Origin of the sequence: Rothia sp. HMSC064F07, assembly GCF_001837265.1 — a bacterium.
Lineage (GTDB): Bacteria > Actinomycetota > Actinomycetes > Actinomycetales > Micrococcaceae > Rothia > Rothia mucilaginosa.
Window position 1 is genome coordinate 243707 of record NZ_KV831928.1, and the last position, 14429, is coordinate 258135.

Here is a 14429-nt window from a genome sequence, read left to right on the forward strand (position 1 = left end):
GTTCTTTTGTTCTAAGGAAAAATCAATGACGACTTCTCTGCACTCCGCAACCCTCAACGTCGAGCGCAAGTACATCCTCTCCATTGACCAGGGCACGACGAGCTCCCGCGCGATCCTGTTCAACAAGGCGGGCGAGAACGTAGCGCACGGTCAGCTCGAGCACGAGCAGATCTTCCCCAAGGCAGGCTGGGTCGAGCACAACGCAACCGAAATTTGGCAGAACGTCCGTAAGGTCGTAGCAACCGCTATGGCAAACGGCGAAGTCAACCACCACGAAATCGCTGCAGTCGGCATCACCAACCAGCGTGAAACCACCGTCGTATGGGACAAGAACACCGGCGAGCCCGTCTACAACGCAATCGTCTGGCAGGACACCCGCACCCAGGAAATCGTTGAAGAGCTCGCAGGCGAAGAGGGCGTTGGCAAGTACCACGACATCGTCGGCCTGAACCTCTCCACCTACTTCTCCGGCCCCAAGATCAAGTGGATCCTGGACAACGTTGAAGGCGCACGCGAGCGCGCAGAACGCGGCGACCTGCTCTTCGGCAACACCGACACCTGGCTGGTCTGGAACCTGACCGGTGGTGTTGACGGCGGCGTGCACGTCACCGACGTAACCAACGCATCCCGCACCCTGCTGATGAACATCCGCACCCTCGAATGGGATCCGCAGATTGCTGCAGATATGGGTATCCCCATGAGCATGCTGCCCGAGATCAAGTCCTCCTCCGAGGTGTACGGCTTCGGCCGCGCGACCGGTCTGCTCGCAGGCACCCCTATCGCGGGTATCCTCGGCGACCAGCAGGCTGCAACCTTCGGTCAGGCTTGCTTCGAGAAGGGCATGGCGAAGAACACCTACGGTACCGGTAACTTCATGCTCATGAACACCGGCAATGAGCCTGTCTTCTCCAACAATGGTCTGCTGACCACCGTCGCATACAAGATTGGCGATGCAGCACCCGTCTACGCTCTGGAAGGCTCGGTCGCAATGAGCGGCTCCCTGATCCAGTGGCTGCGCGACAACCTGCGCATGATTGAGCACGCTGCAGAGTCTGAGGAACTGGCTACCTCCGTCAAGGACTCCGGCGGCTGCTACGTTGTTCCCGCATTCTCCGGCCTGTTCGCGCCTCACTGGCGTTCCGACGCTCGCGGCGTCATCGTTGGTCTGACCCGCTACGTGAACCGTGCACACATCGTGCGTGCGGCGCTGGAAGCAACCGCATTCCAGACCCGTGAAGTTCTGGACGCAATGAACGCTGACTCCGGTGTTGAGCTCTCCGAGCTGCGCGTGGACGGCGGCATGACCGCTAACGAGTTCCTAATGCAGTTCCAGGCTGACATCCTCGGCGTTCCCGTGATCCGCCCGAAGGTTGTTGAGACCACCGCTCTGGGCGCAGCATACGCTGCAGGTATCGCTGTTGGTTTCTGGACCGGCGAGCAGGACGTTGTGGACAACTGGGTTGAAGACAAGCGTTGGCTGCCCTCCATGGAGCCTGCAGAGGTCGACCGCCAGTACCGCCTGTGGAAGAAGGCTGTCTCCCGCACCCTCGAGTGGGTTGACGAGGACGTTCCGACCGCCTAATCGCAGCACCCGTTGCCTAACGGCACGGCCCGCGTACTAGCGACGCCCCGGCTGCTTCTCCCCCGCTATGGGGTTGAAGTAGCCGGGGCTTTTCGCTGTTTTATGACGCTCAATTCAGCGTTTATTGCGGCGTAATTTCTACAAAAATTAGTGCTGGGGGTACCGTTGGTTTTTGTAAATTTGGTATCTTCCGCCGATCACCTGGCGCGGTGTTGTTCGTGAGGTGTCAGTACCGCACAGGACGCGTACGCGACATATTCATGCGCTGTCCTGACAGGAGTTGACGGTTCGCGCTGATACTTTATTTACGTTCCCGTCCGCCGTGGTGCTTCCCGTACCGCGGCGGACGGACTTTTATCTCTTGTTACTGGGTTCTCTGCGTTAACGATGAGTGGGGTTCGCTTTTCGTGTTGCAGATCTCGCTGTAAAAATCACTGGTTTTATGCCCCTTGTTGAGATACCCGTTCACATGTTGTGTGGGTTTGGTCTAACGGCGCTTGTTTGCCTTTGATGTCCACTTCAAGCGCCGTATCATAGATATATAGGCTTATGATTCTATTCTGACCACCGAAGATGGCGGTTAGTTACGCATCTGGCACCTTCCGGTGGTCGTGAGAACGGAGAGAGGCTCCGTTGGAAGGAGGGAGCGGGTTTCCCGCACCGATTATGGTTGATGTCCGTCGCCGCAAGCTTGCAATTATTGCTATGAACGTTTCGGTTCTTGCAGCTGCTCTCTCCTGGCTGTTGGTGCTCTTCTCTGTTATGTATTCTGCCGCCGCTGTGCCGTGGGCTCTGGGCATTGCTATCGTGCTGACGGTGATTGGCGCCTACGCACTGTACCGCTACTACTCCAAGTACTCGCACGTGCTCCCGAACGAGGACCCGGACGCGCACGATGTGCTCGGTCACGACCTGCACTCGACTCACCTGCCGCACCTGCACCACACGGAGGGCAATGCTGATGGAGCATCCGCTAAGTAGCGAGCTCCTCATCCCCTAGACAGCATAAATGTGCCGCCTCACTGATACCGGTGAGGCGGCACATTTACTTTAAGATTGCGGTTCAGAGTCCGGTACTGCAACCATGTCTGAACGGTTTGAGTCAGTACTTTGACGCGTTTCAGCTTCGGCTCTGGCTAGTTCTAGTCTTTTGTTCTCTTCGACGATCAGAGCGTTATATTTCCAGCCGGGGATTCGTTCAAAAAGCCACCCAACCCAGAGGAGCGCAGCGGTAATGAGAGCGACAGGAATCAGGTAAATGAGGGCTCTCGGGTCGCGGGTGTGGTCTGAGGTGCTCCCCGCGGTAAGTTCCCACAGCGCAAGGATTGGTACCGCCATTATAGGCATCACTATAAAAAGGATGATGGCATAGTAAATGCCCATCATGCTACCGGGCCTACCTCTATTTATACGAGCTTGGGTAACAGCTCTCTCCAGGCGTTTGTATTCCTCCAGAGTTTCACCGTCTAGAAGCGAAGTGTTAGGGATCTTGGCCATGACATACTGTACGGCTTCGAAATCTGAGGGCGAGCAAATAAAGATATGCCCCTGCGACATAACGGTATATTCTTTCGCAATGTCGAGGCACGCCTGCGCGTAACGGTTATTGAGCTCTCGACTCTCCGGGTTTTCCTTGAGTTGCCGGCGGAGGTCTTTCAGATCTTCCATGTTTCTCCTTGCAATTTCAGTCGTCGTTGAACCCATCGTTGGGGCACGAGAAACACAGGTCATCCCCCACCCGGTGCGGGGTGGAGAAGCCGGAGTATTGAATTGCGGTGTATCGGTGTGTACTTCACAGAATGCCAGCTCTTGGGGCTCAATCAAAATTGACGGGGCACAGTGAGAGGCATAACCGGCGATGCATATATCTCGTAGCGGTTAGTTATAGACAAAAACCCGCTACGGGTACGGTACGGAGGCGCCCCTCCCCTATGATGGTTGAAAGGGATATTTATCTCTAATACCATCTGCAGTACACGCCCTGGAGCCTACGAGGAAGAGCATGACCAAAGCGACCGATTCGCCGCAGCCGCCGGAAGCGCTCGCGCGCTGGTACACGCGCTACGCAAGCCCCGTGGGCACTCTCTACATCGCCGCCCGCGCGGATGCGGTTGTCGGCATCTGGTACGAGGACCAGGCGCATTTTCCGCTCCCTCATGAGCTTGGTGGACTGATTGAGAATCCTGACGCCTACCTGCGGGATCACAGCGCTACTGAAGGTGAAGAGCCTACCGGCAAGTATGCTGCGGCACAGCTGCTGTCGCGTGCTGCGGCAGAGCTCTCCGAGTATTTTGAGCGCAAGCGCACTTCTTTTACGTTGCCGCTAGATCCTGAGGGCACCGATTTTCAGCTGATTGTGTGGGAGCACCTGAAGACTGTTCCTGCCGGGTACACCACCACTTACGGTGAGATTTCGCGTGCGGTTGGCCCCGGTGCTCCGGCGCAGGCTGTGGGGCAGGCGGTCGGCCGCAATAAGGTTTCTATTATGATTCCGTGTCACCGCGTTATTGGTGCTGATGGTAGTTTGACTGGCTACGCTGGCGGTGTTGAGCGTAAGCAGTTCCTTCTCGATCTGGAGGAGCCGGAAGAGGTGCGGGAGGCGCGGCTCTTCTAGCTAGGTCACCCGGCAGTGATTGAGACTTATCAGAGGGCGGAGCGTGCATCGGATGCAGGCTCCGCCCTCTGTCGTACCTGTTTTCGGTTTCGTTGCTCTGCACCACGACACATAATCGAATATACTTGCGATTTACTCACGCTAGGGCTAGTGTTTAAGTAGAACATGCTTCCGAAATACTCGGATGAGCACAGCAATCTCAGAGAGGAGAAACCGTGACCTCGCAACCTACTATTCCCGCCAACCCCCTCGAAAACACCCCGAGCTACCCCATGTGGGTGACCGATAAGCTTCTGCGCGACTACTACGACGCCGAATGGGGCATGCCCGTCACCGATGAGCGGGGACTCTTCGAAGCCCTGAGCCTCGAAGCTTTTCAGGTGGGCCTCTCCTGGCGCACGATTCTTGCCCGCCGTGAGGCATTTCGTCGCGCTTTCGAGGGGTTCGATCCCGAACGCGTGGCCGCGTTCACCGACCAGGATGTTGCGCGACTCCTCCAGGACGAAGAGATTATCCGTAACGAGCGGAAGATTCGCGCGGTCATCTCCAATGCACAATTGACCCTTCGGATGCGTGAGCTTGCCGCCACGCCGCGTGACGCCTCCGCAGAGGATGTTCATCTTCCCCTTATCACCCACTCTTCTACCCCGACCAATACGGATAGCGTTGAAGCGCCGAATGCCTGCCGCCGTCGAGTTCGTACGCTCCGCGATGAAGATTTGGACCGGATGCGCGAGCGCACCCTATCCGATGGCACGCGTGTACCGGGCGGGCTGCCGGCGTGGCTGTGGTCCTTCGCACCGCGCGAGACTATCGCACCGCATACCCTGGACGATATTCCGACAGATACACCCGAGTCCGCGCTTCTTGCCAAATCTTTTAAAGCTCTAGGAGGTGTGTTCTTGGGTCCGGTGACCGCCTATGCGCTCATGTGCGCGGTCGGTATGGTCGACGCTCACCTGGTGGGTTCGCATCGGCGAGGCTGTTCGGGGCTCTTTACCTAAGCCCCCTCGCCCTAAGCTCCCCTCACTCGGCGTGCTCGCGTCTAAGGGCGCAGAAAAGCCGCGCGCCACTTCGTAGAAGTAAGCACGCGGCTTCTATACGTTGAGATGTTCCGCTCTGAATTAGGTCGTCACAGGGTTAGATCATCACGAAGAGGAAGATCAAAGACAGCAGCGGCGGGGTCAGCTGAATCAGCGCCGGCTTACGCTTATCCGGGGAGGTGAGGAACAGGTAGACACCGGCAATCGCCATGGAGCCCAGGCCTGCGAACATGAGTGCCACACCCACCTGCGGGGAGCCGAACCAGAAAGCGAGCAGACCGGTTGCGGCGATCCAGGCGAGCATCAGGTTGTACAGGCCCTGGTTTGCCGCCATCTCCTTGGTGGACTCGGCGAATTCTTCGGTCATTCCGAAGGTTTCGCGGCCCTTGGGCTTAGTCCAGAGGAAGGATTCGATAATCCAGATGTACACGTGAATAGCGATTGCTACGAAGGCAAAAACGGTGGTGACCGTTGCGAGTGCCTGCATTGTTTCTCCTTGAGTAGTAGGTCATCTGTTAGCCGTGTGTCTCACGCAGCGGGCGAGCGAGTAACGCACAGATAACAGCCGGGCAGCCTCTCCTGTGCACGTCTCCGGTGTGTGGGCACAAACACTAATTCTACTCCTGCCGGGCGGATTATCCTCATCGTATGACATTGGGTACCTCAGATACGGCGAACGCTCGCCGCGACATGACCTCGCAACGAGCGTTCTGCGTATCTCTCCGGTTCTTCTTCGAAGACAGGAAAAATCGCTTAAAAAGCCTAGTGCACGATGAGCGTGAGCAGGTACGTCCACATGCACAGCAGTACCAGCAGGAAGAGACTGTACTTGATGGTTATGGAGGTAACCTTCGACTCCTGCCCTGCCTCGTTCACGGCGGCAACCGCCACCGCAATCGACTGCGGGGACACAATCTTACCCATCACACCACCGGAGGTATTGGCTGCAACCAGCATGGCGGGGTCTACACCAATCTGATGCGCGGTGCTTGCCTGCAGACCGGCGAAGAGCACGTTGTTGTTGGTCACCGAACCGGTCACGAACACGCCAACCCAGCCGATTATGGGCGAGAAGAGCGGGAAGAGTGCACCCGCGGTAGCTACCGCCAGAGCGATGGAGGAGGTCATGCCCGCGTAGTTCATGAGGTTTGCTACGGACATGACCAGGCAAATCATGTAGATGGGCTTCTTCAACTGCTGCCATGCGCCGTTGAGTTCTTCCAGAGTCTCACGGACGGTAATTTTCGAAGTGAACGCAGAGAGCAGAGCCGCCACCAAAATGGCGGTACCCGCCGCACCCAGAATGTTCCAGTTGAAGACTGCGTGGATAGCGAGGCCTTCACCGTCGCCGATCTGATGGTGGATACCGGGCACGTGGAAGCTCAGGTTTGCAAAACCCAGGGCTCCGTTATGGTCAAAGACGGGGCGCAGCACGGTGGACCAGAGCAGGATGGTGATGGAAAGGAAGATGAAGGGGCTCCAGGCGCTCGCAACTTCGCGCAGGGTGTACGTCGGTTCGTCCTGTGCGGAGAGCTCTTCTAGAGTCGGTGCGGTGGGCTCGCGATAGATGTTCTTGGGCTGCCAGAAACGCATCACTACTGCCAGGAACACCAGGCCGACAAGGGGCGGCACAATGCCGATGAGCTCGGGGTCCTGCAGGACCCACAGCATGATGCTCTGCAGGCCAGAAATCACGATACCGGTTGCGAGCGCTACTAAGCCTACCTCACGAATGCCGCGCAGACCGTCCTGAATAGCTACCACGAGCACGGGTACGAGGGCCGCAAAGATCTGCAGGACCCAAACCATCTGGTTGGATAGGTGCCCCAGGTCTACGTTACCGATAGCGGCACCGGTGGTCACAGGAATACCGACCGCACCGTAGGCGCCCACGGTGGCGTTAGCGACCAGGGAGAGCATAGCGGCTTTGAGCGGGTTGAAGCCCAGGGCAACCAGTAGCGCCACAGAAATAGCAATCGGGATGCCGAAGCCCGCCGCACCCTCAATAAACCCGGCAAAGCAGAGGGCGATGAGTAGCACCTGGATGCGCTGGTCTGCTGAGATTGAGGAGACGGAGGACCTCACGATGGCGAATTTTCCGCTGCGCACCGCGATGCGGTAGAGCCACACTGCCATGAGCACAATCCATGCAATAGGCCATAGCGCTGAGAGGAATCCGTAGAAAATAGAACCTGCGGCTGCTGTCCAGGGCAGGTGGAAGACTCCGAGTGCGATGCACAGGGTCAGGGCTAGGGTGATTAGCGCTGATTTGATGCCGCTGAGTTTGAAAACCGTGAGGCAGAGTAGAAAAAGAATAATGGGGGATGCCGCTACGAGTGCAGAGAGCACCGGGGAGTTGAGGGGATCGTAGGTCTGCGACCACATGAGAGTGGTATGTCCTTCCTCGCCGCAGGGTGTACCTACAGCGGTTTGGATGCCGCTGTAGGGTGCGTCCGCCTGCCCTTATGGGGTAGCACGAGGCGTAGCCTCACGACGCCTCTACCGCTGAGGGTCCCTGAACGTGAAAGGCGTAGCAACATCATGTGTCTGTGTTGTAGCCTTGGCTGAAGGCAGGGGGCGCGGGGAAGGATATTTCCACGATGCGGGGCGTTGGTTCTCTCGTTGGAGGCCTCGAAGCTAAAAGTTCCTTAGCTCGTGCTCTCGCCTACGGCGCCAATGCCCACTGAGAACTGTATCACTGTGGCATGTGGGTCCTTTGCTAGGTACTGGGTGCTTTTACAGTGTGAAACGCTAGTTAAGAGTCATTATGATTTAGCTCTTGTCGGTAGTTTTTTCTCCGGCCAGACCCTTTCTGCTACCCGACCTAAATCTATACGGCGGCAGGTAAGAATAAAGCCCCTTCCCCGACCGCACGGGTCGAGAAGGGGGCTTTACCTCAGAATCATTAGGGGTTCAGCGTCTTATTGCTATCTGCCCCAATATGAGACTCACGAATGGCTTTAGCCAGCCATGAGCGACAGCGCGAAGGACCAGACGCAGACCAGGCCCAGCAGAATAGCGCTGTACTTAATGGACATGGAAGTAATCTTCGATTCCTCGCCTGCGCTGTTCACAGCCGCCGCCGCAATCGCGATGGACTGCGGGGAGACGATCTTGCCCATCACGCCACCGGCAGTGTTTGCGGCCACAAGCAGGGTCGGGTCAACAGCGATCTGGGCTGCGGTGGTGGACTGCAGGCCCGCGAAGAGCACGTTAGCGTTGGTCACGGAGCCGGTCACAAACACGCCAATCCAACCGATAATCGGGGACAGCAGCGGGAAGACCGGGCCGGCTGCCGCGAGCGCCAGAGCGATGGAGGTGGTCATACCGGCGTAGTTCATGACGTTTGCGACGGACATAACCAGGCAGATCATGAGGATCGGCATCTTCAGCTGGTTCCAGGTGCCGCCGAGTTCTTCGAAGGCTTCGCCCCAGCTGATCTTCGAGGTCAGGATGGTGATGAGTGCCGACACCAGAATTGCAGTACCGGATGCGCCCAGGGTGTTCCAGGAGAACATCGCGGTCACGGTCTTGCCGGTACCGGTGGTGATGGCTTCGTGAATGCCAGGGATGGGGAATGCCAGGGTTGCAGCACCGAGCGGGCCGGTGGTTGCGAACACAGGCTTGAGCGCGGTGGACCAGAGAAGGATGGTTGCGGAGAGGAAGATGAAGGGGCTCCACGCCTTAACAATCTCGCCGCCGGTGTGCTTGACGTTCTGCTGAGCCTGGGCTTCTTCGAGGCTGGGTGCGGTGGGTTCACGGTAGATGTGCTTGGGCTGCCACTTCTGCATCACGAGCGCCAGTGCTACCAGGGACAGCAGCGGCGGGATGATGTCGACCAGTTCGGGCGAGCCGAGCAGCATCAGGATAGCTGCCTGACCGCCGGAGAAGATGATGCCGGTCATGAGTGCGACCAGGCCGACTTCGCGGATGCCGCGCATACCGTCCTGGATTGCGATCATCAGCAGCGGCACGAAGGCGACGAAGATCTGCAGTACCGGAACCATGCCTGCGGACAGGTGTGCGGTGTCCAGGCCGCCGACCTTAGCTGCGGTGGTCACGGGGATACCGATAGCACCATAGGCACCGGATGCGGCGTTAGCTACCAGCGCCAGCATGGATGCTTTGAGAGGGTTGAAGCCCAGGGATACCAGCAGTGCAGCAGAGATAGCGATCGGGATACCGAAGCCTGCCGCGCCTTCGATGAAGCCACCGAAGCAGAAGGCAATCAGCAGCACCTGGATGCGCTGGTCGTTCGAGATGGAGGAGACGGAGGAACGCACGATGTCGAAGTTACCGGCGCGCACGGCGATGCGGTAGAGCCACACCGCCATGAGCACGATCCAGCCGATGGGCCATGCGCCCGAGAGGAAGCCGGAGAGGATGGAACCGGCACCTGCGGTGATGGGCAGGCCGAAGACGGCACAACCGATGATGAGGGTGGTGCCGAGGGTCAGCAGTGCTGATTTGAGGCCGCTGAGTTTCAGGACAGTCAGGCCCAGCAGGAAGAGGACGATGGGCACTGCGGCAACCAGCGCGGAGAGCACCGGCGCGTTTAGCGGGTCGTAGGTTTGCTGCCACATTGGGACGGGTGTTCCTTTCGGTCTGTGTGTATTAGCGGTCGCTTCTTCCGGTACGGCGCCTGTGCTGTATGGAAGCGTTAGGCCGCATAAAAACCGATGGGCCCGGTCCTTGCGTCGTGGATGGGTCCATCGGTGAAGCGTGATGGTCTTGAGCTGCCGGGCGTTTGGTTACTTGACGTGGCGATATGCCGAGGCAATATACCGAGGCAATATACCGTGGCGCGGCGGCGGTGAGCGGAACCTTTCCCTCTCACTAGGTGCTCTTGACTTTATCTGTCTAAGCTAACAGGTCTTCTCCGAGACTTCAGGATAGGATGACCTTAAGTGTGCACAAATGAAACTTATATGCATATTTACACCTCCCCCAGCCCACAAATACAGAAATGCAAAAGCCCCCTCCTACCGAAGTAGAAGGGGGCTTTCGCTCAACCGTGTCGCGGGCACCTCACCTTTCAGGGAAGGCAGGTCACACGCATCGGAGCTTCACGCTGTTTAGGAAACAACCAGGGACAGAACGTAACTCCAAACACAGGTGATAGCCAGCAGGATTGCGCTGTACTTGATTGCCATGGAGGTAATCTTGGATTCCTCGCCGGAGCTGTTCACAGCAGCAGCAGCAATTGCAATGGACTGCGGGGAAACAATCTTCGCCATCACACCACCGGCGGTGTTAGATGCAATCAGCAGGGTCTGGCTGACACCAATCTGATGTGCGGTGGTAGCCTGCAGGCCAGCGAAGAGGATGTTGCTGTTCACCACAGAGCCGGTCACGAACACGCCGATCCAACCGATGATCGGGGACAGCAGCGGGAAGATTGCGCCCACAGCGGCAACAGCCAGTGCGATGGAGGTAATCATACCCGCGTAGTTCATGACGTTAGCAACGGACATGACCAGGCAGATCATGATGATCGGGGTCTGCAGCTGCTTCCAGGTTGCACCGAGTTCCTCGATAGCCTCGCCCCAGCTGATGGAGGAGGTCAGGATGGTGATGATTGCAGCCACCAGAATTGCGGTACCGGAAGCACCAATGATGTTCCAGGTGAATACCACATCAAATGCCTTGGGGGTAGGAACAATCGGTGCAGCCTGCTGGATGCTCTGGTGCACCCACGGAATGTTGAAGCTCAAGTTGCTGAAGGCGAGCAGACCACCCTTAGCGAAGAGCGGCTTCATCGCGGTGGACCAGAGCAGAATCACGACGGACAGGTAGACGAAGGGGCTCCATGCCTTGAGGATTTCGCCACCGGTGTGCTTGACGCTCTGCTGAGCCTCAACCTCTTCCAGGGAGGGAGCGGTGGGCTCACGGAAGATGTTCTTGGGCTGCCACTTCTGCATGATGAGTGCCAGAGCAATCAGAGCCAGCAGCGGCGGGATGATGTCGACGAGCTCGGGGTTACCGAGGCCTGCGAGCAGGACAGACTGGCCGCCAGAGTAAATCAGACCAACAATCAGTGCTACCAGACCGACTTCGCGGATACCGCGCAGACCGTCCTGAATAGCAACAAGCAGTACGGGGATGAGGGCTGCGACGATCTGGATAACCAGGACCATTTCGATGGACAGTGCATGCAGGTCCACGCCGCCGCGGGTTGCTGCGGTGGTCACGGGGATACCAATTGCACCGTACGCACCGGAGCTCACGTTAGCAATCAGCGCGAACATTGCAGCCTTGAGCGGGTTGAAGCCCAGGGACACGAGCAGTGCAGCACAGATAGCGATCGGGATACCGAAGCCTGCAGCACCTTCAAGGAAGCCGCCGAAGCAGAAGGCAATCAGCAGCATCTGGATGCGCTGGTCGGTAGAGATGGAGGAGATGGAGGAGCGAACGATTTCGAAGCCGCCGGAACGCACGGAAATGCGGTAGAGCCACACTGCCATGAGAACGATCCAGCCGATGGGCCACATACCCGCGAGGAAGCCGTGGAGGATGGAGCCTGCACCTGCGGTGACGGGCATGCCGAAGACGCCGCAACCGATGACCAGTGCAATAGCGAGGGAGATAACGGCAGATTTAATACCGCTGAGCTTCAGGACGGTGAGGCCCAGAAGGAAGAAAATAATCGGGACTGCTGCCACGAGTGCGGAGAGCGCGCTCGAGTTCAGCGGGTCGTAGACTTGCTGCCACATAGTGTATTGCGTTCCTTTCCGCGCCCGGAGGGGCGGGATCGAGTTGTGCCGTAAAGCCTACCCAATGGTGCGCGTGGCGGTGTGTGTGCCGTGTGCATAAGGCCTGGCTCCCTGTCGTCTTGTGCGTTGGGGAGGCTATCCCACCGGGATATTTGCCTTCACTTGGGTTCGTGTTGGTTTTGCGGCTATGAAATTCAGTGTGTATGAAGTCGTGTTTTAGTCACAGAAACCTAAATATTCCTTGATTTGTCAAGGGAAATTCAGTGCCAAAGCTAAAATTTCTGACCGCTAAAACGCGATTCCTTGTGTACCCAATGTACCACTGAACACCCACAAAATCGGGCATATTCCAACATTTAGATCGAAGCTCATAATTGCACACTAACCTAAAGCCCCACCGCTTTACAGGTGCAATGCCGGCCCCTCCCCCGCCATCCCAAGGAAGAGAGCGCCCTTCAGTGCTTCCAGCCGTGTTTTTAGCGCCGACACCCGTATTTCCCCATCCAAGCAAGCAAAACAAAAACCACTAAACGGCAGACAAAAAAGCTCCGGAAGGAAAAACCTTCCGGAGCTTTATCTGTCGGGTTGACAGGATTTGAACCTGCGACCCCTTGACCCCCAGTCAAGTGCGCTACCAAGCTGCGCCACAACCCGATTCGTTATTCACGATATTGTTTTCAAGGTTTCCCCTGAACACTCGAATAACTATACCGGGCTTTTAACCCCCGCGCAAGCCAGAATCCCTATTTTTAGAAAAAATCTTAAAAATCTTTTCCTCGCAGATTTTCCGCACAGAATTCAGCATGCGGGGGCCAAGCCTAGCAAGGGGCCAGCCCAGCAACACGGCATCAAGCAGACACCCCCGCTACTAGCGGCGGCCGCCCTTACCCTTCTTAGCCTTCGCGCTCTGACGCTCACCCAGGGAGCGGCGCTCACGCACACGCATCGAAATCTCAATCGGAGTACCCGTGAAATCAAAAGTCTCACGCAGACGACGCATAATGAAGCGACGGTAACCCGGATCCAAGAAACCGGTAGTAAAGAGCACGAACTTCGGTGGACGCGAAGACACCTGAGTACCGAAGAGAATACGCGGCTGCTTACCGCCACGTAGCGGGTGCGGATGCGCGGCCACAATCTCGCCCAGGAACGCGTTCAGGCGACCGGTCGGAATACGCGAATCCCACGACTCCAGCGAGTGCTCCAGGGCGGGCACCAGCTTGTCCTTGTGCCAGCCGGTCTTCGCCGAAATGTTCACGCGAGGCGCCCACTGCACGTGCGCCAGGTCGCGCTCAATCTCGCGCTCAAGCATGTAGCGGCGGTCCTCATCGAGGGTATCCCACTTGTTGAATGCCAGAACCATCGCACGACCCGAATCAATCACGGTCTGCACGATACGCACATCCTGCTCAGAGATCGGCTCGGAAACATCCAGCAGCACCACGGCAACCTCAGAACGTTCCAGAGCAGTCTGGGTACGCAGCGAAGAGTAGAACTCCGCGCCCTTAGCCATATGCTGGCGACGGCGAATACCCGCGGTATCCACAAAACGCCAGGGGTAGCCACCCAGCTCAATAATCTCGTCAATCGGGTCACGAGTCGTACCAGCCAGGTCATTCACCACGGCACGCTCAGAACCAGCCAGCTTATTCAGCAGCGACGACTTACCCACGTTCGGGCGACCCACCAGAGCCACACGACGCGGGCCGCCCAGCGCCTCCGGCTGAGCGAACTGCGAGTGCTCCGGCATGACCTCAAGGATTTCGTCCAGAGCATCCGCCAGGCCACGACCGTGCAGACCCGACACCGGGAACGGCTGACCCATACCCAGCGACCAGAGGTTATAAATCTCCGGCTCCAGGTGAGCGTCGTCAATCTTGTTAGCAATCAGAATGATCGGCTTCTTCACGCGGCGCAGCATACGCACGATCTGCTCGTCCGAAGCGGTCACACCCACGCGGGCATCCACCACCAGGACCACAACATCGGCCTGCTCCACGGCAATCTCAGCCTGCTCAGCAACCTGAGCATCAATACCGCGAGCGTCAGACTCCCAACCACCGGTATCAACCAGGGTGAAGCTCTTACCCAGCCACTCAGCCTTATAGGACACGCGGTCACGAGTCACACCCGGCTTATCCTCAACCACCGCTTCACGGCGGCCCAGAATACGGTTAATGATGGTCGACTTACCCACGTTCGGGCGGCCAACAATCGCCACTACCGGATCAGCGAGCTGCTCTTCCTCATCCTCAATGTCGAAGCCCCAAGCACCCAGCAGGGCGCGGTCCTCTTCATCCAGGTCGTAGTCCTCAAGACCCTCAAGAAGAGCCTGAGCACGCTGATCAGCGGTCTCATCATCAATCTCAGCGAGGCGCTCGATAACGTCGTCCTCGCCACCGCCCAGGTACTTATCTTCGTAATCGTCGCGGATAGCGTCCTCAGCCATGCGCATTCCTTTCTCTACCCGCCCCACG

The 14429-nt window shown here is 57.7% G+C and carries 10 protein-coding genes and 1 tRNA gene; 4 read left to right on the plus strand and 7 right to left on the minus strand.

Annotation, left to right across the window (positions count from 1 at the left end; all coding sequences use genetic code 11):
* The first annotated feature begins 25 nt into the window (after positions 1-25).
* Both glpK and HMPREF2712_RS08750 read left to right on the plus strand, forming a co-directional pair.
* Positions 26-1582, plus strand: coding sequence for a glycerol kinase GlpK (gene glpK / locus HMPREF2712_RS08745; protein ID WP_070616624.1), 1557 nt, complete (start codon positions 26-28; stop codon positions 1580-1582).
* A 666-nt stretch (positions 1583-2248) separates the two neighbouring features.
* Positions 2249-2563 carry an N-acyl-D-glutamate deacylase gene (locus tag HMPREF2712_RS08750; RefSeq protein WP_246828705.1) on the plus strand — a complete coding sequence of 105 codons (315 nt, stop codon included), beginning with the start codon at positions 2249-2251 and terminating at the stop codon, positions 2561-2563.
* A 69-nt stretch (positions 2564-2632) separates the two neighbouring features.
* On the opposite strand, the gene HMPREF2712_RS08755 is transcribed toward HMPREF2712_RS08750, so the two are convergent.
* Positions 2633-3250 carry a hypothetical protein gene (locus HMPREF2712_RS08755; protein ID WP_070819778.1) on the minus strand — a complete coding sequence of 206 codons (618 nt, stop codon included), beginning with the start codon at positions 3248-3250 and terminating at the stop codon, positions 2633-2635.
* A gap of 334 nt (positions 3251-3584) precedes the next feature.
* Between HMPREF2712_RS08755 and HMPREF2712_RS08760 the strand changes: the two genes are divergently transcribed.
* On the plus strand, positions 3585-4196 hold the full coding sequence (locus HMPREF2712_RS08760) for a methylated-DNA--[protein]-cysteine S-methyltransferase (RefSeq protein WP_070600458.1): 612 nt from the start codon (positions 3585-3587) through the stop codon (positions 4194-4196).
* 215 nt (positions 4197-4411) lie between these two features.
* Positions 4412-5200 carry a DNA-3-methyladenine glycosylase I gene (locus HMPREF2712_RS08765; protein WP_070629541.1) on the plus strand — a complete coding sequence of 263 codons (789 nt, stop codon included), beginning with the start codon at positions 4412-4414 and terminating at the stop codon, positions 5198-5200.
* Between the two features lie 136 nt (positions 5201-5336).
* On the opposite strand, the gene HMPREF2712_RS08770 is transcribed toward HMPREF2712_RS08765, so the two are convergent.
* From HMPREF2712_RS08770 to der, 6 genes are all read right to left on the minus strand, one after another.
* Positions 5337-5726 carry a DUF1304 domain-containing protein gene (locus tag HMPREF2712_RS08770; protein ID WP_070819779.1) on the minus strand — a complete coding sequence of 130 codons (390 nt, stop codon included), beginning with the start codon at positions 5724-5726 and terminating at the stop codon, positions 5337-5339.
* 275 nt (positions 5727-6001) lie between these two features.
* Positions 6002-7624 (minus strand): L-lactate permease, encoded by a 1623-nt coding sequence (locus HMPREF2712_RS08775; protein WP_070819780.1) that lies wholly within the window; start codon positions 7622-7624, stop codon positions 6002-6004.
* 575 nt (positions 7625-8199) lie between these two features.
* On the minus strand, positions 8200-9822 hold the full coding sequence (locus HMPREF2712_RS08780; RefSeq protein WP_070819781.1) for an L-lactate permease: 1623 nt from the start codon (positions 9820-9822) through the stop codon (positions 8200-8202).
* 492 nt (positions 9823-10314) lie between these two features.
* Entirely contained in the window at positions 10315-11952 is a 1638-nt protein-coding gene (locus tag HMPREF2712_RS08785) for an L-lactate permease (protein ID WP_070819782.1), read from the minus strand.
* 580 nt (positions 11953-12532) lie between these two features.
* Positions 12533-12606: transfer RNA gene (locus tag HMPREF2712_RS08790), tRNA-Pro, on the minus strand.
* A 214-nt stretch (positions 12607-12820) separates the two neighbouring features.
* Positions 12821-14401 carry a ribosome biogenesis GTPase Der gene (gene der, locus HMPREF2712_RS08795; RefSeq protein WP_049353025.1) on the minus strand — a complete coding sequence of 527 codons (1581 nt, stop codon included), beginning with the start codon at positions 14399-14401 and terminating at the stop codon, positions 12821-12823.
* Positions 14402-14429 lie beyond the last annotated feature (28 nt).

Coding starts and splice junctions, on each gene's coding strand:
- glpK (WP_070616624.1), top strand. CDS start 26: ATGACGACTTCTCTGCACTCCGCAACCCTCAACGTCGAGCGCAAGTAC.
- HMPREF2712_RS08750 (WP_246828705.1), top strand. CDS start 2,249: ATGGTTGATGTCCGTCGCCGCAAGCTTGCAATTATTGCTATGAACGTT.
- HMPREF2712_RS08755 (WP_070819778.1), bottom strand. CDS start 3,250: ATGGAAGATCTGAAAGACCTCCGCCGGCAACTCAAGGAAAACCCGGAG.
- HMPREF2712_RS08760 (WP_070600458.1), top strand. CDS start 3,585: ATGACCAAAGCGACCGATTCGCCGCAGCCGCCGGAAGCGCTCGCGCGC.
- HMPREF2712_RS08770 (WP_070819779.1), bottom strand. CDS start 5,726: ATGCAGGCACTCGCAACGGTCACCACCGTTTTTGCCTTCGTAGCAATC.
- HMPREF2712_RS08775 (WP_070819780.1), bottom strand. CDS start 7,624: ATGTGGTCGCAGACCTACGATCCCCTCAACTCCCCGGTGCTCTCTGCA.
- HMPREF2712_RS08780 (WP_070819781.1), bottom strand. CDS start 9,822: ATGTGGCAGCAAACCTACGACCCGCTAAACGCGCCGGTGCTCTCCGCG.
- HMPREF2712_RS08785 (WP_070819782.1), bottom strand. CDS start 11,952: ATGTGGCAGCAAGTCTACGACCCGCTGAACTCGAGCGCGCTCTCCGCA.
- der (WP_049353025.1), bottom strand. CDS start 14,401: ATGGCTGAGGACGCTATCCGCGACGATTACGAAGATAAGTACCTGGGC.